Raw genomic sequence first — 20,144 nt, 5'->3', positions numbered from 1 at the left:
ACTTTATGCAAAATCAACTGATTGCAATTGTTTTACTGCCTTTAATTGCCGCACTTATTGCGGGTTTTGCTGGTTATTGGATAGGTCGAAAAATGGCTCATCGTGTAACCATTTTTGCGGTTGGCTTGTCTTGTTTATTGTCGCTGAATGTTGCAATTGTATTTGTAGGTACTGCTCGAGAGCCACTGAATATTACTTTATACACTTGGGCAAAACTTGGTGATTTAACTATTCAAATTGGATTTTTAATTGATGCATTGACAGCGGTAATGATGTCAGTGGTCACTTTTATTTCGTTGATGGTACATATTTATACGATTGGCTATATGAAAGATGATCCTGGCTATCAGCGTTTTTTTGCTTATATTTCGCTATTTACCTTCGCCATGCTGACTTTGGTGATGGCAAATAATTTTCTACAATTGTTTTTTGGCTGGGAAGCGGTAGGGGTTGTTTCTTATTTGCTCATTGGTTTTTGGTATAAAAAAACGACGGCCACTTTTGCTAATTTAAAAGCTTTTTTAGTTAACCGAGTTGGTGATCTGGGATTTTTACTCGGTATTGCCGGTATTTACTGGTTATTTGGCACATTAGACTATGCGCCAGTATTTGCACAAATAAAAGCAGGGGTTTCTGATCAAATGCTTGTGATTAGCGACTCAGTCAGTTGGTCGGTGATAACTTTTATATGTATTGGATTATTTATTGGTGCAATGGGAAAAAGTGCGCAGGTTCCACTGCATGTCTGGTTGCCTGATTCGATGGAAGGGCCAACGCCAATTTCCGCATTAATACATGCGGCTACCATGGTAACCGCTGGTGTTTTTATGGTAGCGAGAATGTCACCAATATTCGAACTTTCTGAAGTTACTCTCAATTTGATTTTGATTATTGGTGCAACTACCGCTCTGTTTATGGGGTTTTTAGGGGTTGTACAAAATGATATTAAACGTGTTGTTGCTTACTCTACCTTATCTCAATTAGGTTATATGGTAGTTGCGCTAGGTGCATCGGCTTACTCGGTTGCTATTTTTCACCTGGTAACTCATGCTTTTTTTAAGGCGCTGCTTTTTTTAGCCGCAGGCTCCGTAATCATTGCTATGCATCATGAACAAGATATTCGAAAAATGGGCAATTTACGTAAGTACTTGCCGATTACTTATTTTACTTGTTTGATTGGTTCTTTGGCATTAATTGGTATGCCTTTTTTCTCTGGTTTTTATTCAAAAGAAGCGATTATTCTGGCGGTGGAGCATTCGACGTTAAAAGCCGCATCTTATGCATATGTTTGCGTGTTGCTAGGCGTATTTTTTACTGCGCTTTATTCATTTCGAATGTTCTTTTTAGTTTTTCATACTCAAGAACGAATGGATAATCATACCAAGGATCATTTGAAAGATCCTTCTATTGTTGTTTGGGGTCCTTTGGTGTTACTGGCGATTCCTTCTGTTTGTATTAGCTGGTGGATGGCTGGGCCAATAATTTCAGGTCGTTTTTTGGGCGAGGCAATAGCGGTCACGCCGGTACATGATACATTAAAACCAATCGTCGAGGCCTATCAGGATGTTGTTGGGCTGGGGTTCCATGCCGTTGCGACATTACCTTTTTGGTTAGCAATAGGTGGCGTTATTACAGCCTATATTTTTACTGTCCTAAAACCTGAATGGCGTGAATGGCTAAACCAACGATTAAGTGGACTCAATCTGGTGCTGCGAAATAACTATTATTTTGATCGATTTTATATCAATTACGTTACTGCCGGAGGTGTTGGTCTTGGAAAGCGATTTTGGCGTTGGATTGATATGGGCGTTATTGATGGCTGGTTGGTTAATGGCAGTGCTAAAACTATTGCAGCAATTTCAGGACAACTGCGCAAAATACAAAGTGGTTATTTATTCCACTATGTTTTGGTGATGGTGCTAGGGTTACTGGCATTTTTGGGGTGGGTGTATTGGCATCAACTGGTTCGTTAGTTTGACTAGCCCAGATAATTACTTGTTAAAGGTCTTATTATAATAATGATTGAACAACTCCCTGTCTTAAGTTTGTTAATCTGGATTCCCGTATTCGGCGGGTTGTTAATTGTTTTGGGGACGGGACAGCGACATAAACTATTGTCTCACTGGCTTGCTCTGGTGACGGCTTTAGTGACTTTTTTATTAAGTCTGTGGTTACTATCTGAGTTTGATAGTAGTAAGTATTTTATTCAGTTTATCGAAGACAAGCCTTGGTTTGAATCATTAGGTATTCGTTATTCCCTGGGAATTGACGGAATTTCCCTACCACTTATTGTTTTAACTTCGCTAATGACCTTAATTGTAATAATTGCCAGTTGGAAAAATATTCAAGTTAGAGTTTCACATTATTTATCAGGCTTTTTAGTCATGTGTGGTTTGATGAATGGAGTGTTTGCGGCAACGGATTCAATTTTATTTTATGTTTTTTGGGAAGCGATGTTAGTTCCTATGTTTATAATCATAGGTATTTGGGGCGGGCCTGATCGCATATACGCAACGCTTAAATTTTTTATCTATACCTTCTTCGGCTCGGTCTTCTTGCTCATTGCACTTATTTATTTAGGGTTGCAGGCGAAAAGTTTTGATATCTATGCGATGCATCATATGGTCATTGATCTGGAAACCCAAAAACTGATTTTTTATGCATTTTTGATTGCCTTTGCGGTAAAAATTCCTATGTGGCCCGTTCATACTTGGTTACCTGATGCGCATGTTCAGGCGCCGACAGGTGGGTCGGTTATTTTGGCTGCAATCATGCTGAAAATGGGAACTTATGGATTTATTCGTTTTATGCTGCCAATTGTACCTGATGCTTCAATGGCAATGGCTGATCTGATGATTATTTTATCCTTGGTGGCAATTGCTTATATCGGATTGGTTGCACTTGCGCAAAGTGATATGAAAAAGCTAATTGCTTATTCTTCAATCGCCCATATGGGGTTTGTGAGTTTAGGACTGTTTATTAGCTTTTCGCTGATTACTGCTAAGCAAACTGATGCTGCTATTATGGGCATACAAGGGGCTTTAGTGCAGACCATTTCTCATGGGTTTGTTTCGGGCGCTTTATTTCTTTGTATTGGCGTACTGTATGACCGCGTACACAGTCGAAATATTGCGGATTATGGCGGGGTCGTTAATACCATGCCTAAGTTTGCAACTTTGTTAATGCTATTTGCTATGGCAAATGCGGGATTACCAGGAACTTCCGGATTTGTTGGAGAGTTTTTGGTAATAATTGCCAGCTTAAAAGTAAACTTTTGGATTGCTGCGATTGCGGGTACAACCTTAATTTTAGCAGCAGCATATACTTTATGGATGTACAAGCGGGTTATTTGGGGCGAGATTGCTAATGATAAAGTGGCTGGATTAAAAGATCTTAATTTACGAGAAATCATTGTATTGGTTATCTTGGCTGTTTTAGTTATTTTTTTCGGTGTTTATCCCACACCACTTATTGAAGTAATGCAACCAAGTGTTGATTATTTAATCGATTGCAATCTGATTTCTAAGCTTTCGCCTGAAGGAATGTGTTCCTAATGAATGAGTCTATTAATTTTAATTTACTGACTGCCGAAATATTTTTATTAAGTGCCATTTGTATCATTATGGTTGTTGATTTATTTCAACGCGATAAAGAACGTAAACTGACATTTACTTTGACTCAGCTTTGTTTAATTACCCTGATGGCAATAGCAATTGGCGATTTAAATATTGTCAGACAAGTGGCTTTTTATGAACATTGGGTAGTCGACCAGCTTGCGGTTATTTTGAAACTATCCATATACATATTAACCTGTATTGCTTTGCTTTACGCTCGCTCATTTATCAGTCATCGTAATTTGATGCGCGGTGAATATTATTTGCTCACGCTGTTTTCTGTTCTTGGCATGATGGTGATGGTTTCGGCAAACAGCTTTTTATTGGTGTATTTAGGACTCGAATTGCTGTCACTCTCGCTCTATGCCATGGTTGCTTTGCAACGAGATTCTAAACTGGCATCGGAGTCTGCTGTTAAATATTTTGTTATGGGGGGACTTGCTTCTGGATTTTTACTTTATGGTATCTCGCTCATTTATGGGGACACCGGCAGCATTATTATCGCCAAAGTTGCTCAGTACTATGCCACAAACCAGGTTGAATTGATTGGCCAGTTTGGTTTGGTATTTATTGTGATTGGTATTGCTTTTAAATTTGGGGCGGTACCTTTTCATATGTGGTTACCGGATATTTATCATGGCTCGCCAAGTTCAATTACTGCTTATATTGCCAGTGTGCCCAAAATAGCTGCTTTTGGTATGGCAATACGTATGCTGGTTGAAGCGATGAATGACTTGAATGCAGAGTGGACACATATGTTGATTATTTTGGCCTTGTTATCAATTATTCTTGGCAATGTCATCGCGGTTGTACAAAGTAATTTAAAGCGCTTATTAGCTTATTCGGCAATTGCGCATATTGGATATTTTTTACTGGGATTTGTGCCGGGAACTACGGCTGCATATTCAGCTGCAATGTTTTATATTATTGTTTATGCGCTAATGACACTGGCAGGATTTGGAATGCTGATTTTTATGAGCACCGATGAAAAAGAATATCAGCAGGTGACAGACTTGCAAGGACTTGGCCGTTACTATCCTTGGTATGGTTATATGTTTGCCGTGGTGATGATTTCAATGGCTGGGATTCCTCCGTTTATTGGTTTTTGGCCGAAGCTTGAAATTTTTAGACAGTTGATTATTTCTGGATTTATCACTGAAGCTATTGTTGCGATCGCTTTTTCTATTGTAGGACTTTACTATTATCTAAAAGTGATTAAGGAAATCTTTTTTACCGATGTGGTGGAAAGTCCGGCTATATCCTCCAGTCGGTCACTCAAAATAGCAATTAGTATCAACTGTCTGTTATTAATTGTTTTTGGCCTAATGCCCGATAGCATTTATCAGTATTGTATTAGTGCATTTAATGTATTGAGTTAACAGGCTATTTAAAGTTACGCTATCAATAATAATCAAAATCAACCAACAAATTAATTAGATAAATACATATGCAGTGGATCCAACAACAATTTCAAAGCTACCTGCCATTTGTTTCAGAGAATCATTTGATACAGGCATCGTTAATCTTTTTTGTTGCCGTTATATTTTCTAAAATTGCAAAAATTATTATTCACAGGCTACAAGTACATGCTGCCGGTAGAACTGCAAACACTTTTGATGACTATTTATTTGGTATTTTAATTCGTCCAGTCAGTTTATCGATTCTATTGATTGGTATTTATATGGCGATTGTACGCTCTCAATTGCTACCTGAACAATTGGATATTGTTGAGTCTATCTTAATTACAATTGCTGTGTTTTTCTGGCTGTCATGTGTGTTAAATGGCGCAAAGTTTGTATTACGCTCATTAAGTACAAATGAAACCAAAGTAAAGGTTGTACAACAGCACACTTTGCCGTTATTTGAAAATCTGGCTGTTATTTTATTATATGGAGCAGCAGTCTATTTTATTTTTGTTGCTTGGGATATTAATGTTTCAGCCTGGATTGCTTCGGCTGGAATTTTAGGTTTGGCACTTAGTTTTGCCGCAAAAGATACACTGGCAAACTTATTTGCAGGTGTTTTTATTTTAGCAGATGCACCTTATAAGATTGGTGATTTTATTGTTCTCGATAGTGGTGAAAGAGGCATGGTGACTCATATTGGAATTCGGAGTACACGTATACTTACGCGTGCAGATGTTGAAATTACAATACCAAACGCGATTATCGGTAATACCAAAATTACTAACGAAACTGCCGGACCATCAAGTAAGTTTCGAATAGCGATTCAGATTGGTGTCGCTTATGGCAGCGATATACCAAAGGTCCGAGCGGCATTATTAGCCGCGGTGATGCAGGTTGATAATGTTGAAACGACGCCTGCACCAAGAGTTAGATTTAGAACCTTTGGTGATTCGAGCCTTAACTTTGAATTGCTATGTTGGGTTAGAGAGCCTGTATTGCGTGGCGCCGTTAGTGATTTATTGAATGAAGCCGTTTATAACGAATTTAATAGACAAAATATTCAAATTCCATTTCCTCAACAAGATGTCTATTTGCATCATGTTGATAAGTAATAAGTAATAAGTAATAAGTAATAAGTAATAAGTAATAAGTTTGATAGTTGTAGTATTAATAAGATGATTCCCCTTAAAAGGGGAATCCTAAATATGTTAACAAATTAGTTAAAAGACATATTTTTCTTCAAATTTAGAATCAGATTTCTTGCACTATTTTCTGATAAAGGGTCAGAAAAGAAATAACCTTGACCAAATTGACAACCTGCTTTTATTAAATAGTCAAGTTGTTCCTCATATTCAATCCCTTTTGCTGTTGGAATTTGTCCAAGATTATTAGTCATGGTAATCAGTGTCTGCAGTAAAATATCATTGTTTTTATCTTTACCAATGTTTCTTATAAATTGCCGATCCATTTTTATCGCATTGAAAGGCAGATTTTTCAAAAAAGTTATCGGTGTATTACCATTTCCAAAGTCATCTAAAATCACACTAAAACCAAGTGAGTGAAGTTCATTGACGAACTTTAGGTTACTTTCCAGATTGGCTGAAAAGTGTTTTTCATTAATTTCGATATGAATATTGGAGACTGAAAGCTGATGATCATTTAGTCGTTTGGCTAAATAATCTGTTGGACTAATTTGTTTGCAATGTTCTGGGTTTAAATGAATAGAAAAAATAGTGTTTATACCATCTTGTCGCCATTGTGCCAGAGTCCTTAATGATTGATTAATCAACCACTGAGTCAGTTCTTCCATCATACCAATTTCTTCTGCAACCTTAATAAACTGAGAAGGATAAATGATGTTGTCCTGTCCCATACGCCAGCGTAAAAATACTTCAAAACCATAGACGCTTTTTGTTAATAAATGATATTTAGGTTGGAATACCAGATAAAACTGATTGTTTTTAATGGCATTTTTGAGAGATGATTTAATCGCGAGTCTTTCTGTAACCTTTTTGTTCAAGGCTTTATGATAATAATAAATCTGATTACTTCCGGCCATGAGCGCATGTTGTTTCGCTTCTTGAGCACGCTGTATCAGGCGACTTGGTGAGGTTGCATCGTGTGGATAATATGCCACACCGATACAAGCGCTTGGCTGAATATTAGAATGATTAATTGTTTGTGGTGCATTGAGTGCTGATAAAATAGTGTTAATTTTGAATGAAACATTTTCTACCTTATCTTCATTTTCTAGAATAATGTGAAATTGATTTTTATCAATTCGGGCGAGTGTATCGTCCTTATTTAACGCATTTGAAATTCGCTTGCTGGCTTTAACGATGATTTCTCTAGCTGCCGTTTTGCCAAGTGTTCGAGTATGAAATTCAAAGTTATCAAGCTCAAGATGAATTAATACAATATGCTTATGATAAGCTTTAGCATGAGACATGGCATGGGATAAACGATCTTTTGATAATACTCGGTTAGGCAATCCGGTTAAACTATCATAATAGGAGCTGAGTTTTTGATTCTCCATGCGATCATTCAGTGAACTGATATCCGTCATTAACATAATAAAATGCGTAGTTTGTCCATCAAAGTTAATTGCATCAACTCTGACATCAATAGGAAAACTTGGACCATTGTTAATTGGCATGGCAACTTCACCTTGCCATGACTTAGTGTTAAGTACTTTACTTTCAATTTCCATCGCAAGCTCATTGCCAATGCGCTTTTTGACAATTGAAATAATGTTTTTACCAATTAAATCTTCTGCATCATATCCGGTATGTAAGTGATAAGCTTCATTAATGGCAACAATATTTAGCTCCGCGTCCAAAATAAAAATCATATCACGCGTGCTTTGCAGTGCCTGTTCAAATAGTTTTAGATTTTCTTCTACCGTTTTTTCCTGACTTACATCAAGCCAGGTTCCAATCGCTTTGGTTGGATTATTCGTACTGTCAAAATCACTTGCTTTACCATTGAAGCGGCACCATATCCAGCGATCAAAAAAGTAGATTTTAAATGTTATGTCGATTTCAGGTTTGTTCTGAATTAAAAACTCTTTCCATGCCTGTTTAAATATTTTTTGATTATCAGGATGAACATAAGATTTATATTGCTCTAGTGTTGCAACAATGGTCTCATTATTGGCTAAAATAATACTTAACGTGGAGTTATTGATGCCTTTTTTATGCTTGTTCCACTCCCAAACACCTCGTGTGTTATCTAATACTGCCAACTCCAGCTTTTGCTGCTTATCTTCAAGCTTGCGGTTAGCTTGTATGAGTTTTTGGTTTTTTAAGTGTCGGTTAAATAAATAACCTGCAAGACCTAAAAATAATATGAGAAAAATAATTTTCTCCATTTTATTTTCATTCCATGGTGTTGGTAATATGGTAAAGCTGAGTGTGGTTACTGAGTCAAATTTTTTATAATTAGGAATAACCGCTTTAATATTTAATTTATAGTTACCTACCGGCAAGTTGGCGATGGTAATTTCATGATTTTTACTGATTTTTGGCGTAGTTGATTTGTCTCCGCTTAGCCAATATTCAAATTCCCATTGATTGGAAGAGAGATAATCTAATGTTGTCAGTCCTACAGTGAGTAAGCTTTCTTTTTCTTTGATTTTCAGCTGACGATCATCCCAGTTAATACCATTGTGAATCAGAGCTTTGTCTTGTATTTTAATGGTTGAGATAGTTGGGGTTACTTGATTATCTGGTGTTGGCAGCTTTTTGGGTGGTAATAGTAATATACCATTGGCGCCACCAAATAAAATCGAATTGTTATTTAACTTATAGTGCGCGCCTTCGTTAAACTCATTAACGGGTAAACCATGATTTGAGTTATAACTTAAAAATGACAGATTATTGGCATCGATGACTGCCAGACCACTATGAGTTGTTGCAATAATCTGATGGTCGAGCTGAGTAAGTGAGTGAACCGTATTATCGATAAAACCATTTTTACGATTGAAATGATGGGTAACGGTAGCAAACTCATCCTTTAGATCTAGTATATAGATACCAGCAGTATTAAATGAGACCCACAAGCGATCATTATCAAATAATATATCGGTTAAATGTGAATCATAGTGTTTTTTATGTTCAGGAAATTGAATAATGGTTTTGCTCGACTTATTGTCTATATCATAGGTAATAATTTTGTCTGAGTAGCCAATCCAAAGCTGCTCGTTAAAATAACTAACATAAGTATTAATACTATTTTCTGTAGACTTAGGGATGCCTTTCATCGGTAGAAATTTTTCTGTTTCAATATTAAATATAAGTGGGCCATTCTCACTGGCAAGCCATAATATCCCATTGGGTGTCTTGGTCATTGAATAAATAAGTGGTTCTTTATTCAATTTAAATTGTTGTCGATAATGGATTGTATGTTTGGTTTGCGTATCAAACTTAATGAGTCCATCTTTGCTTGCCAGCCACAAATAAGGAGCATCATTTAAAATAAAAGTTATTGCTGAACTAAGATGTTTCGATGAGGCGGATCCGGTAGCGGTTGAAGCTGAGCTTAAATAAGTATTAAGTTGTTTTTGTTTAAGGTTAAGATGGTTCAATCCATTATCTGTCGCAATCCAGATATCATCTGGCGTTGTTGCTGCAAACCCCCAAACGGTATTATTGCTAAGTTGGGTTGCCGGATTTTGAGTGATACTTTGGATTGATAGATAGTTTAAACTTTTAGGATCCCAAACATATGCACCTTGGGTTGAGGTACCAAGCCAAAGCTTTTGTTGTTTATCTAAAAAGAGGCGGGTGATTTCATTATAGGTGTAACGAGGCAGCAATTCAGATAAAGAAAACAGGTGGATAAGTTTTTCTGTTAACAAATTATATTGGTAAAGTTTGTCTCCTGTTGCCATTAGTAAAGTGTTTTCATAAACCGCCGCAGATTCAATCCGGTTTTGATGAATTTGCTTTATTTGAGGGGCTGTTTTGGATTGGGCATCAATAATAAATCCACCATTATCGGTAGCTATAAAAAGCTTCTGTTGATTTAAATGAATCAGATCGTTAATTTTTATCTGTTCTAATAATATTGGTGACTCAACCTGAATGATAGATTCTGTATTTTTATCAAAATAAAAGAGTCCTTTATTGGTTGCTAGCCAAATAGCATGGTCTTGATTAACCACCTTAAAAATATGAAGACGATTATCGATTAGAATTTGAGCAGACTTTATTGGAACAATTTCTTTTCCTTGGGGCGAGAGAATAAAAAGTCCGTTTTGAGTAACCACCCAAAAATGGTTTGTGGAGTGTTCAATTATTTCAATAACCTGATTATGTTGTGGTAACGAATTAAAATAATCAGGAAAATAAAAATGCTCTACTTGCTGATAGTCTTTACTGAAGTATAAGAGTTCATCAAGCGTAGAAATCCATAACGCACCCTCTGAATCTTCTCTGACAAAGGTAATCGCATCACCGATTAACAGATTATCAGGACCATCAAAAATGGTAATTTGATTACCATCAAGCCGATTTAAGCCTGAATCGGTAGCAATCCAAATATACCCACGTTGGTCCTGGTAAAATGATTTTACGGTATTTTGACTGAGTCCTTGTTCCGTTGAATAGTGTTTAAGACTTGTCTGTTTTAGCAGGCTGGTGGATAAGCGACTAGTTTCTGCTTTTATAGTAAGAGAGAAAGTCGTCACTAAAAGCCAAATTAAATACTTGAATAAACCAAGTTTCAAAACCGTGTTCTCCGCACGTTTAAAATCTCGTTTGAAATAGAATACCTTATTTAGCGCCAAATTACTGCCAGATAAAAGAAAATTGCGGTTAATTTGATCAACTACAATAAAATATCTAAATGAAATGATAATATTACTTGTTATTAGCCGAGGCTTTCGTTAGAATTCCGTCCACGTTGATGCGGGGTGGAGCAGTCTGGTAGCTCGTCGGGCTCATAACCCGAAGGTCGTTGGTTCAAATCCGGCCCCCGCTACCAATTTTATACGTTAAAAAGCCCCACTAATTGGGGCTTTTTAATAAGTCGGGTATAATGGTATTTGACTATGACAGAGTAAGGTTCTTCCTGAAAATTTTGTAATCTGATTTATATTTACTGGCATCATTGATGATGATGCTGGGAATGTTTAAAATAAAATCAGTAACAAGTTCAGGACAGTTATGTATGTCGAAATGGGCCTTATGTGCCCATTTTTTGTTTGTGCGATTTACCTGAAGGGTTATTGCAACGAATTTAAAGGTGCTTGACATGGCAAAAGTCGATGAATTAACCGAAATGCTTCGCCCTGCGGCTGAAGCATTGGGATATGAGTTTTTAGGTATCGAATATATTAGTCAAGGTAAGCATTCTGTTTTGAGAATTTATATCGATCATGAAAATGGAATTACGGTTGATGATTGTGCCAGTGTCAGTCATCAGGTCAGTGGTATTTTAGAAGTAGAAGATCCAATTTCGAGTCAGTTCAATTTAGAGGTTTCTTCACCTGGATTAGACAGACCACTTTTTACCCTAGCGCATTTCCAACAATTTATTGGTCATGAGATGCAAGTTCGTTGTCATGTCGGTGTACAAGGACGACGCAAATTTAAGGGAAAGCTGGAATCAGTTCATGGAGAACAACTTAAAATACTGGTTGATAATCAAGAATTTTTACTAGAATTTGGAGATATTGATAGAGCGAATTTGGTTGCAGATTTTAGCTAAAATTTGGAACGCTGAGTGATTTATTCTACAGTTTTATATTCGGTTTTTTATTGAGGCTGATATTGTTATGAACAATAAAGAGATTTTGTTAGTAGTTGATGCGGTTTCCAACGAAAAAGATGTTGGTCGTGATGTTATATTTCAAGCGATTGAAGCAGCAATTGCTACTGCAACCAAGAAAAAACAAGGAATTGATATTGATGTTCGCGTATCTATTGATCGCGATACTGGTCATTATGATACTTTCCGACGTTGGTTAATTGTCGATTCTCAAGATGGAATACTAGAAAATCCTTTATCAGAAATTACTTTAGAGGCAGCTCGTCTGGATAGTCCTGAGATTCAAGCTGGTGAGTATATCGAAGAGCAAATTGAATCGATTGCTTTTGGTCGTATCGCGGCACAAACGGCGAAACAGGTTATTGTCCAAAAAGTTCGAGAAGCTGAAAGAGCGAAAGTACTTGAAGCTTTTGAGTCAAAAGTGGGTGAGCTGGTTACTGGTGTTGTTAAGAAAACCAATCGAGACTCAATTATCCTTGATTTGGGTAATAATGCCGAAGCAATTATTCCAAAAGAAGAAATGATGCCGCGAGAAGCGGTCAGAGCCGGCGACAGAATTCGTGGTCTGCTATATGCCATTAATCCAGAAGTTCGCGGCCCTCAATTATTTGTTAGCCGAGCAAAACCCGAAATGTTGGTAGAGTTGTTTCGAATTGAAGTGCCTGAAATTGCTGAAGAGGTAATTGAACTCAAAGGGGCTGCTCGTGATCCTGGGTCGCGTGCCAAAATTGCGGTTAAAACCAATGATCGACGTATTGACCCTGTTGGGGCTTGTGTTGGTATGAGAGGTTCTCGAGTACAGGCCGTATCTGGTGAATTGGCGGGGGAGAGAATTGATATTGTGCTGTTTGATGATAATCCCGCACAATTTGTTATTAATGCTATGGCTCCCGCAGAAGTCGCTTCAATTATTGTTGAAGAAGATAAACATACAATGGACATTGCTGTTGCTGAAGATCAGTTAGCACAGGCAATTGGTCGAAATGGTCAAAACGTTCGCTTAGCCAGTCAGTTGACTGGTTGGACCCTGAATGTAATGACTGTTGAAGATGCTGAGTCAAAAAGTAAAGAAGAAAATCAGGGATTAATTGAGTTATTTGTCAAAGAACTTGATGTTGATGATGAATTAGCAGAAGTACTGGTACAGGAAGGTTTCACTTCCATCGAAGAAGTCGCTTATGTACCTCAGTCAGAAATGCTGGAAATTGAAGGTTTCGAAGAAGAACTAATTGACGCGTTAAAGCAACGCGCTAAAGATGTATTGCTAACCAAAGCGATTGCATCTGAAGAAAAACTGGAAGGTAATGAGCCTGCAGAAGATTTATTGACTATGGAAGGAATGGATCGTCACCTTGCATTTGTGTTAGCAAGCAAGGGTATCATAACAATGGAAGATCTGGCCGAACAATCTGTTGATGATTTACTCGATATTGATGAGTTAGATGAAACCCGTGCCGCAAAACTGATAATGACCGCACGCGCACCTTGGTTTACTGAATAATCGTCTAAGTACGGGGGTTTATATGTCGCAAGTGACAGTAGAGAAATTAGCCAAAATTGTTGGAACGCCAGTCGACAAGCTGCTCGAGCAAATGCGAAGTGCGGGCGTTGAATTGTCTGGTGCTGACGATGTTGTATCCGAAGAACAGAAAAAAAAGTTATTGGCTCACCTCAAGAAAAGCCATGGTGAATCAGAAGGTGCTTCGTCAGCCCCCAAAAAGATAACGCTTAAACGCACCACAAAAAGCTCACTGAAAATGTCGGGTGCAGGTGGAAAGTCGAAAACCGTTAATGTTGAAGTGCGTAAACGACGTACTTATGTTAAGCGCACCGAGCCTGAAGAAGCCGAATTAACTGATGCTACTGAATTACCAGTGAATACTGAACTTCCTGTTGCAGAGCCTGCACTTGAAGTTGAAAGCATAATTAATGATAATGATGTGGTTGAAACTGAAGATACCGTCGAAATTACAGAATCAAATGAAGTAGCTGAACAAGTCGTTGCTAAAGAAACTGATGACGATGAGACAACAGCCACATCTGAAAGTGAAAGCGCTGACAGTACTGTTGATACTGGCGCTGAAGTACAAGTCGATGAACAAGCTGCCAAACAAGCTGAAGAGCTCGCTGCCGAAGAAGCACGCAAAATTGCGGAAGAGCAAAAAATGCAAGAAATGCGTATGCAGGCCGAGAATGAAGCAAAAGCCATTGCTGAAGCCGAAGCGACTCGTTTGGCTACTGAAAAAGTTGCTGCTGAGGCCCAAGCTGCTGCTGAAATAGCGAAAAAGAAAGCGGCTGAAGCAAAAGCTAGATCGCAAGGTGACGCAGCAACTAAACAGAAAGATGAGCCAATTGTATTTAATAAGCCTGGCTGGCGCGAGAACGATTCAGATTTCGATTCGGAAAGACTGAACGATAAAGATAGACGTAAAAAGCGCAAGAAGAAAAAGAAGACCCGTTCTGAAATGGATAATCCAACAGATATGTTGACAGAATTCAGACGGCCAATTCACCGTAGTTTCAGGGATGAAAAGAAATTATCTGATGAAAGAAAACCAATGGTTGCACCTAAGTCAATGAAGCATGGATTTAAGAAGCCGACAACCGCTGTAGCAAAACAACCTGTTCAGATTCCTGAGTCAATTACTGTAGGGGATTTGGCGCAAAGGATGACGGTTAAAGCAAACGAAGTCATTAAGACCATGATGGGGCTTGGCACAATGGCAACGATCAATCAAACGATTGATCAGGAAACAGCCCAGCTAGTCGCTGAAGAAATGGGTTACGAAGTTATTTTATTAGCTGATAATGCTGCTGAAATCGAATTAATGGAAGCTGTTGTCAATGACGGTCAAGCTGTTTCAAGAGCGCCCGTTGTTACCATCATGGGCCATGTTGACCATGGTAAAACATCATTACTGGATTATATCCGCCAGTCACAAGTTGCTGATGGCGAAGCCGGCGGAATTACACAGCACATTGGTGCATACCATGTCGATACCGATCGTGGCATGATTACATTTTTAGATACACCTGGCCATGCTGCTTTTACAGCGATGCGTGCGCGTGGTGCAAACGCAACTGATATTGTTGTGTTGGTGGTCGCTGCGGATGATGGCGTGATGCCGCAAACGATTGAAGCAATTAAGCATGCGAAAGCAGCTAATGTTCAATTGTTGGTAGCAGTCAACAAAATTGATAAAGAACAGGCTGATCCTGATCGAGTCAAAAATGAATTATCACAACATGATGTAATTCCTGAAGATTGGGGCGGTGATATACCGTTTATCCATGTCTCAGCGAAAACTGGCCAAGGCGTTGCGGAGTTACTGGAAAACATTTCAATTTTGGCTGAATTACAGGAGCTGACGGCGGTAAATAGTGGTCCGGCAAAAGGGATCGTTATTGAAGCGCGCCTTGATAAAGGTCGCGGTACTGTCGCAAGCGTACTGGTTCAATCTGGTGAACTGCGCGTTGGTGATATTTTATTGGCTGGCTTTCATTACGGCCGGGTACGAGCATTAAATGATGAAAATGGTAAACCAGTGCAAAGTGCGGGCCCTTCTATTCCCGTCGAGGTTCTGGGGCTTTCTGGTGTACCGGAGGCAGGAGATGAAATATCTGTTGTTCCTGATGAGCGAAAAGCACGTGAAGTGGCTAATTTCCGTCAAGGAAAGTACAAAGAAATTCAAATGGCCAAACAACAAAAAGCCAAATTGGAAAATATGTTTGCCAATATGGGCAGTGGTGAAGTTCTATCGATTAATGTTGTTGTAAAAGCAGACGTACAAGGCTCGGCTGAAGCCATTCAGAGTTCACTGATGGAACTTTCTACCGATGAAGTTCAGGTAAATGTACTGTCTGCTGCTGTAGGTGCTATCGCAGAAACTGATGTTACGCTTGCCGCAGCATCAAACGCCATTGTAATTGGCTTTAATGTTCGTGCTGATTCAAGTGCGCGAAAAGTGGTTGATAAAGAAGGTGTTGACCTACGCTACTATAGCGTTATTTACGACTTGATTGATGAAGTTAAAGCGGCCATGTCGGGAATGCTTTCTCCTGAGAAGAAACAGCAGATCATTGGTCTTGCCGAAGTGCGAGATGTGTTTAAGTCACCAAAACTTGGTGCAATTGCCGGTTGTATGGTTATAGAAGGAATTGTTAAACGTAATAATCCAATTCGTGTATTACGTGATAACGTGGTTATTTATGAAGGTGAGCTAGAATCACTGCGTCGCTTTAAAGATGACGTTGGTGAAGTGCGCAATGGCATGGAATGTGGTATTGGTGTTAAAAATTATAATGATGTCAAAACTGGTGATCAGATTGAAGTATTTGAAATCATTGAAGTGGCTCGCACCTTATAGCAAACACTACCGTTATCTGGCGGTAAATTATTAACACAAGACAGGCGATTGCCTGTCTTTGTGGTTTAGGTACTTTCATTCATCTAAACCATTAAGCTAAACAAGCATTAAGCTAAACAAGCATTAAGCTAAACAAGCGGATACTGAGTCATGGCAAGAGAATTTAATCGAACAGATCGGGTTGCTGAGCAATTACAGCGTGAATTAGCACAAATTATTCAAATGGAAATTAAAGATCCCAGAGTTGGAATGGTCACTGTTTCAGGAATTGATATCTCTCGCGATCTTTATTATGTGACCGCCTATGTTACTTTTTTAGGGATACCCGAAGATAAAAAGTCAATTGATAGCGCTGTTGATGTATTAAATCAGGCTGTGGGCTTTATTCGTAGTCTGGTGGGTAAAAGAATGCAAATGCGTGTTGTACCGGAAATTAAGTTTGCCTTTGATCAGTCGATTGCTCGAGGCAGCGAACTGTCTGCACTGATTAAAAAAGCGCGTGATAAAGATGGGAATACTCAGGAAGATTCAGAATAAGTTTTAGCCGCATTGAGTGATAGTTTGTTACAGAAAATTTCACTCACCCGCTTATTCATCCAGACGTTTATCGGCATCGTGATTTTGACCAGATATAATAATGAGCATTGAAAGCGTTTTTATAAAAAGTGTCGTTATAAATCGTAAAATTTATCGATAGTAAAAATTATTAATAGTAACTGGTATAGGTATTAACTCGGATGGGTAGACGAGGCAAAAAAGGCCGAAGTATTAGTGGCATATTACTCTTGGATAAACCACAAGGTTTGAGTTCTAATGAAGCGCTGCAAAAAGTTAAGCGATTGTTTTTTGCTGCAAAAGCGGGGCATACCGGCGCACTTGACCCATTAGCAACTGGTATGTTGCCAATATGTTTTGGTGAGGCCACCAAGTTTTCTCAGTATTTATTAAATTCAGACAAAGGCTATCGTGTCACCGCACAATTAGGTGTTCGCACTGACTCTTGCGATTCAACTGGCGAAATTACTGAAACAAAACCAGTAGAAGTTAGCCGCCGTCAATTGTTAAAAGCATTGGAGCAATTCAAAGGCGATATCAAGCAGATTCCTTCGATGTTTTCAGCTTTAAAGCATCAGGGACAGCCTCTTTATAAGTTGGCTCGCCAAGGAATTGAAGTTGAGCGTGAAGCGCGAGATATTCACATCTATCATTTAGCGTTATTAGATTTTTCCAATGATCAGGTTCAGTTAGAAATCGAATGTAGTAAAGGGACATACATCCGTAACATTGTTGATGATCTTGGACAACTGTTAGCGTGCGGCGCTCATGTCATTGAATTAAGACGAACCTTTGTTGCTGATTATCCTTTGGAGCAAATGGTCACACTCGGTGAGCTGGAAGATTGTCGTGAGAGAAATGAAAGTCTTGATGGATTTTTATTGCCAATGGATAGTGCATTGCTACATTTAAATGAAGCCATACTGGATGATGATAGTGCGCATTATTTTTCCAATGGTAATCCCGTCAGCTTTAATGAGTTCGAGCCTGGTGAGTTGATTCGTGTCTATAATGAGTCTGGTGAGTTCATGGGGGTTGCTGAAATTAATGAAGAATTAATGTTAGCACCTAAAAGATTAGTTGTTAGGGATTAAATAGAAAATAATGAAGGCCGTTTTTTTAGATAGAGCAACAATTGATTCTCAAGTAGACCTGACAAATATTAATCATCTAGTCAGTGAACTTACTATTTTTGATGCGACTTCATCTGATCAAGTGGTCGAGCGTTGTCAGAATGCGCAAATTATTATTACCAATAAAGTTAGCATTACAACTGAAATAATTGAACAGTTACCTGAGTTAAAATTAATTTGTGTTACCGCAACAGGTACAAATAATATTGACTTGCAAAGTGCTCAACAAAAGCAAATTGCAGTCACCAATGTCAGTGGTTATTCGACACAATCTGTCACTCAATATGTGTTTGCTTTTCTTTTGAGCTATGTTAATCGTGTACCTGAATATCTCGCTAATAATAGTCATAAACCTTGGCATGAAAGTACTCATTTTTGCCAGATCGATTTTGCTATTGCTGAACTTGCAGGTAAAACCTTGGGGATTTTAGGTTATGGTGAATTAGGTCGGGGCGTTGCCCGAATTGCTGAAGCTTTTGGTATGCGTGTACTGATTTCTGAACATTTTGGTGCCCAACAAATTAGAGCAGGAAGAAAAGACTTTAATACGGTTTTAGCTGAGTCAGATATTTATACTATTCATTGTCCTTTGACTCAGCAAACAGAACAATTATTTAATCGAGAAAGATTGGCATTATTAAAGCCGGGTTGTATTTTTATTAACACTGCCAGGGGCGGACTCGTTGATTCGGCTGCATTGTTAGAGGCATTGCAATCTGGCCATATCCAACATGCGATTATCGATGTATTAGAACAAGAACCGCCGCCAGTAACTCATCTATTATCAACTGCGCAACATAACAATTTAACGTTAACTCATCATATCGCTTGGGGCAGTCAGCAGGCGCAGCAGCGACTTATTAATGGTGTTGCTCAAAATATTAAAGCATTTTTAAATCAGCAAAGTGAAAATCGAGTGGTTTAATTAAGGATAATCTCGATTAAGAAATCTTGAGATTTGAGTAACTTAACTTGTACTTTAATTTTTAAGCGTTGCTATTGGTATTTTTTTGCTTATTTCTTGTCGTTAAGTGATCTTTGGCTGACTTTGGTTAACACATAAAATTTCACCAATATCCAGGCTGTCGCTTGATATATTAATAAATAAATTAAAACTTGTTGATAACTCTGTCCTATATCGAATAACCACCCCATTAATGCGGGAGAGATTGCGGTAGAGACAACCATAATCGAAGTAACCATTGAACGAATAGCGCCAATATTTTTATTACCATAAATTTCTACCCACAGTGAGCCGACAATTGGGCTAGCTGAACCAATTGTGACGCCAAGTAAAAACATAAAAATGACTGTCATAAATGGATAGTTTATCGGTGCGGTGAGTAGCGCAACGGCAGCAAACATTGGCAGTAAAAAGTACTGAATGAGTTGTTTACTACCGTATTTATCTACCAGTGAACCTACAACAACAGATGATTTAAAGTGCGCAAATGCATAAATAGTAAAGCAAACTGCAAACCACTCTTCACTCCAGCTTTTAAATTTAAGCAGTTCACTTTGATGAATAAATATTCCTGTGACGATAAATGCCGGAGCCATGACTAAAGGGATTAAAGACCAAAAACAAGGATCTTTTACCACCTGACTACGGTTCCAGTGTTGACTGTCTGATGTTTGATTATTAATTGCGTCTTGAAATAACTGAATGCGCTCGGAAGATTTCTCTAAAAAATAATGCATTAATGGCCAATAAATAATTGCTACGGTTATACCTAAAATCAACCAGCTGGTTTGCCAGCCGACTGATGCAATTAACACTACTGCAATAATTGGCAAAATGGCTTCGCCGATAGGCATTCCCATACTAACAATCCCAAGTGCTTTTCCTCTGTTTTTATCGAAATAACGGGCCATTGAAGTGTAAGCAATATGAAACATTAGGCCTTGTCCGCAAAAGCGTAATAAAAACAATGCGACAGCCAGTTGCCAGATAGAATCGCAAAAATAAATGAGCAAACAGGCAATAAAGAGACCGCTGCTGGTAAAAAAAGTAAATTGCTTTAACGGTGTTTTATCGAGTAGTGCACCGACAAATAAAATAATAAAGCCACTGGCGAGTGTCGCTGCTGAATATACTAGGCCGTATTCAACCGCACTGAGTTGAAAGGTTTGCTGAATCGATTGACCAAACCAGGCGATAAAAAATGTTTGGCCAAAATTGCCGAAAAACGCGGTTAATAAACCAAACAGTAAAAAGTGACTGTTAGTTTTTGCAAATGAGTAATAATCTCTGAACATATCAGCAATATCGATAGATAATTAAAAAGGCAGATTTCA

General features: G+C 38.3%; 12 protein-coding genes and 1 tRNA gene. 11 read left to right on the top strand and 2 right to left on the bottom strand.

What is annotated here, in order from left to right; translation table 11 throughout:
* Positions 1-5: 5 nt before the first annotated feature.
* The 4 genes from nuoL (at position 6) to ABVT42_RS07175 (ending at position 6,132) form a co-directional block, all read left to right on the top strand.
* Positions 6-1,973, top strand: coding sequence for an NADH-quinone oxidoreductase subunit L (gene nuoL, locus ABVT42_RS07190; protein ID WP_353874098.1), 1,968 nt, complete (start codon positions 6-8; stop codon positions 1,971-1,973).
* 45 nt (positions 1,974-2,018) lie between these two features.
* Positions 2,019-3,554, top strand: a complete 1,536-nt coding sequence (locus ABVT42_RS07185; protein WP_353874099.1) for an NADH-quinone oxidoreductase subunit M — start codon at positions 2,019-2,021, stop codon at positions 3,552-3,554.
* Positions 3,554-4,993: an NADH-quinone oxidoreductase subunit NuoN gene (nuoN, locus tag ABVT42_RS07180; protein ID WP_353874100.1), complete on the top strand. Its 1,440-nt coding sequence runs from the start codon at positions 3,554-3,556 to the stop codon at positions 4,991-4,993. Before ABVT42_RS07185 ends, nuoN begins: the two co-directional genes overlap by 1 nt.
* Before the next feature lie 68 nt (positions 4,994-5,061).
* Positions 5,062-6,132, top strand: coding sequence for a mechanosensitive ion channel family protein (locus tag ABVT42_RS07175; protein WP_353874101.1), 1,071 nt, complete (start codon positions 5,062-5,064; stop codon positions 6,130-6,132).
* A gap of 104 nt (positions 6,133-6,236) precedes the next feature.
* On the opposite strand, the gene ABVT42_RS07170 is transcribed toward ABVT42_RS07175, so the two are convergent.
* Positions 6,237-10,748 (bottom strand): EAL domain-containing protein, encoded by a 4,512-nt coding sequence (locus tag ABVT42_RS07170; protein ID WP_353874102.1) that lies wholly within the window; start codon positions 10,746-10,748, stop codon positions 6,237-6,239.
* Between the two features lie 180 nt (positions 10,749-10,928).
* Here ABVT42_RS07170 and ABVT42_RS07165 point away from each other — a divergent pair.
* From ABVT42_RS07165 to ABVT42_RS07135, 7 genes are all read left to right on the top strand, one after another.
* A tRNA-Met gene (locus tag ABVT42_RS07165) sits at positions 10,929-11,005 on the top strand.
* Between the two features lie 270 nt (positions 11,006-11,275).
* A complete protein-coding gene (gene rimP / locus ABVT42_RS07160) occupies positions 11,276-11,731 on the top strand; it encodes a ribosome maturation factor RimP (protein ID WP_353874103.1) in 456 nt (151 codons plus the stop codon).
* A gap of 67 nt (positions 11,732-11,798) precedes the next feature.
* A complete protein-coding gene (nusA, locus tag ABVT42_RS07155) occupies positions 11,799-13,292 on the top strand; it encodes a transcription termination factor NusA (RefSeq protein ID WP_353874104.1) in 1,494 nt (497 codons plus the stop codon).
* A 22-nt stretch (positions 13,293-13,314) separates the two neighbouring features.
* The gene (gene infB, locus ABVT42_RS07150) at positions 13,315-16,158 is read left to right on the top strand and encodes a translation initiation factor IF-2 (protein WP_353874105.1); all 2,844 of its coding nucleotides are present in this window, start codon (positions 13,315-13,317) and stop codon (positions 16,156-16,158) included.
* 150 nt (positions 16,159-16,308) lie between these two features.
* On the top strand, positions 16,309-16,695 hold the full coding sequence (rbfA, locus tag ABVT42_RS07145) for a 30S ribosome-binding factor RbfA (protein ID WP_353874106.1): 387 nt from the start codon (positions 16,309-16,311) through the stop codon (positions 16,693-16,695).
* A 200-nt stretch (positions 16,696-16,895) separates the two neighbouring features.
* Positions 16,896-17,807: a tRNA pseudouridine(55) synthase TruB gene (gene truB / locus ABVT42_RS07140; RefSeq protein ID WP_353874107.1), complete on the top strand. Its 912-nt coding sequence runs from the start codon at positions 16,896-16,898 to the stop codon at positions 17,805-17,807.
* A gap of 10 nt (positions 17,808-17,817) precedes the next feature.
* On the top strand, positions 17,818-18,771 hold the full coding sequence (locus tag ABVT42_RS07135; protein WP_353874108.1) for a D-2-hydroxyacid dehydrogenase: 954 nt from the start codon (positions 17,818-17,820) through the stop codon (positions 18,769-18,771).
* Positions 18,772-18,860: 89 nt separating this feature from the next.
* On the opposite strand, the gene ABVT42_RS07130 is transcribed toward ABVT42_RS07135, so the two are convergent.
* On the bottom strand, positions 18,861-20,105 hold the full coding sequence (locus ABVT42_RS07130) for an MFS transporter (protein ID WP_353874109.1): 1,245 nt from the start codon (positions 20,103-20,105) through the stop codon (positions 18,861-18,863).
* Between the last annotated feature and the right edge of the window lie 39 nt (positions 20,106-20,144).

Origin of the sequence: Aliikangiella maris (genome assembly GCF_040719265.1) — a bacterium.
Classification (GTDB): Bacteria; Pseudomonadota; Gammaproteobacteria; order Enterobacterales; family Kangiellaceae; genus Aliikangiella; species Aliikangiella maris.
This window is presented reverse-complemented; position numbering and strand designations above follow the sequence as displayed.

Coding starts and splice junctions, on each gene's coding strand:
- nuoL (WP_353874098.1), top strand. CDS start 6: ATGCAAAATCAACTGATTGCAATTGTTTTACTGCCTTTAATTGCCGCA.
- ABVT42_RS07185 (WP_353874099.1), top strand. CDS start 2,019: ATGATTGAACAACTCCCTGTCTTAAGTTTGTTAATCTGGATTCCCGTA.
- nuoN (WP_353874100.1), top strand. CDS start 3,554: ATGAATGAGTCTATTAATTTTAATTTACTGACTGCCGAAATATTTTTA.
- ABVT42_RS07175 (WP_353874101.1), top strand. CDS start 5,062: ATGCAGTGGATCCAACAACAATTTCAAAGCTACCTGCCATTTGTTTCA.
- rimP (WP_353874103.1), top strand. CDS start 11,276: ATGGCAAAAGTCGATGAATTAACCGAAATGCTTCGCCCTGCGGCTGAA.
- nusA (WP_353874104.1), top strand. CDS start 11,799: ATGAACAATAAAGAGATTTTGTTAGTAGTTGATGCGGTTTCCAACGAA.
- infB (WP_353874105.1), top strand. CDS start 13,315: ATGTCGCAAGTGACAGTAGAGAAATTAGCCAAAATTGTTGGAACGCCA.
- rbfA (WP_353874106.1), top strand. CDS start 16,309: ATGGCAAGAGAATTTAATCGAACAGATCGGGTTGCTGAGCAATTACAG.
- truB (WP_353874107.1), top strand. CDS start 16,896: ATGGGTAGACGAGGCAAAAAAGGCCGAAGTATTAGTGGCATATTACTC.
- ABVT42_RS07135 (WP_353874108.1), top strand. CDS start 17,818: ATGAAGGCCGTTTTTTTAGATAGAGCAACAATTGATTCTCAAGTAGAC.
- ABVT42_RS07130 (WP_353874109.1), bottom strand. CDS start 20,105: ATGTTCAGAGATTATTACTCATTTGCAAAAACTAACAGTCACTTTTTA.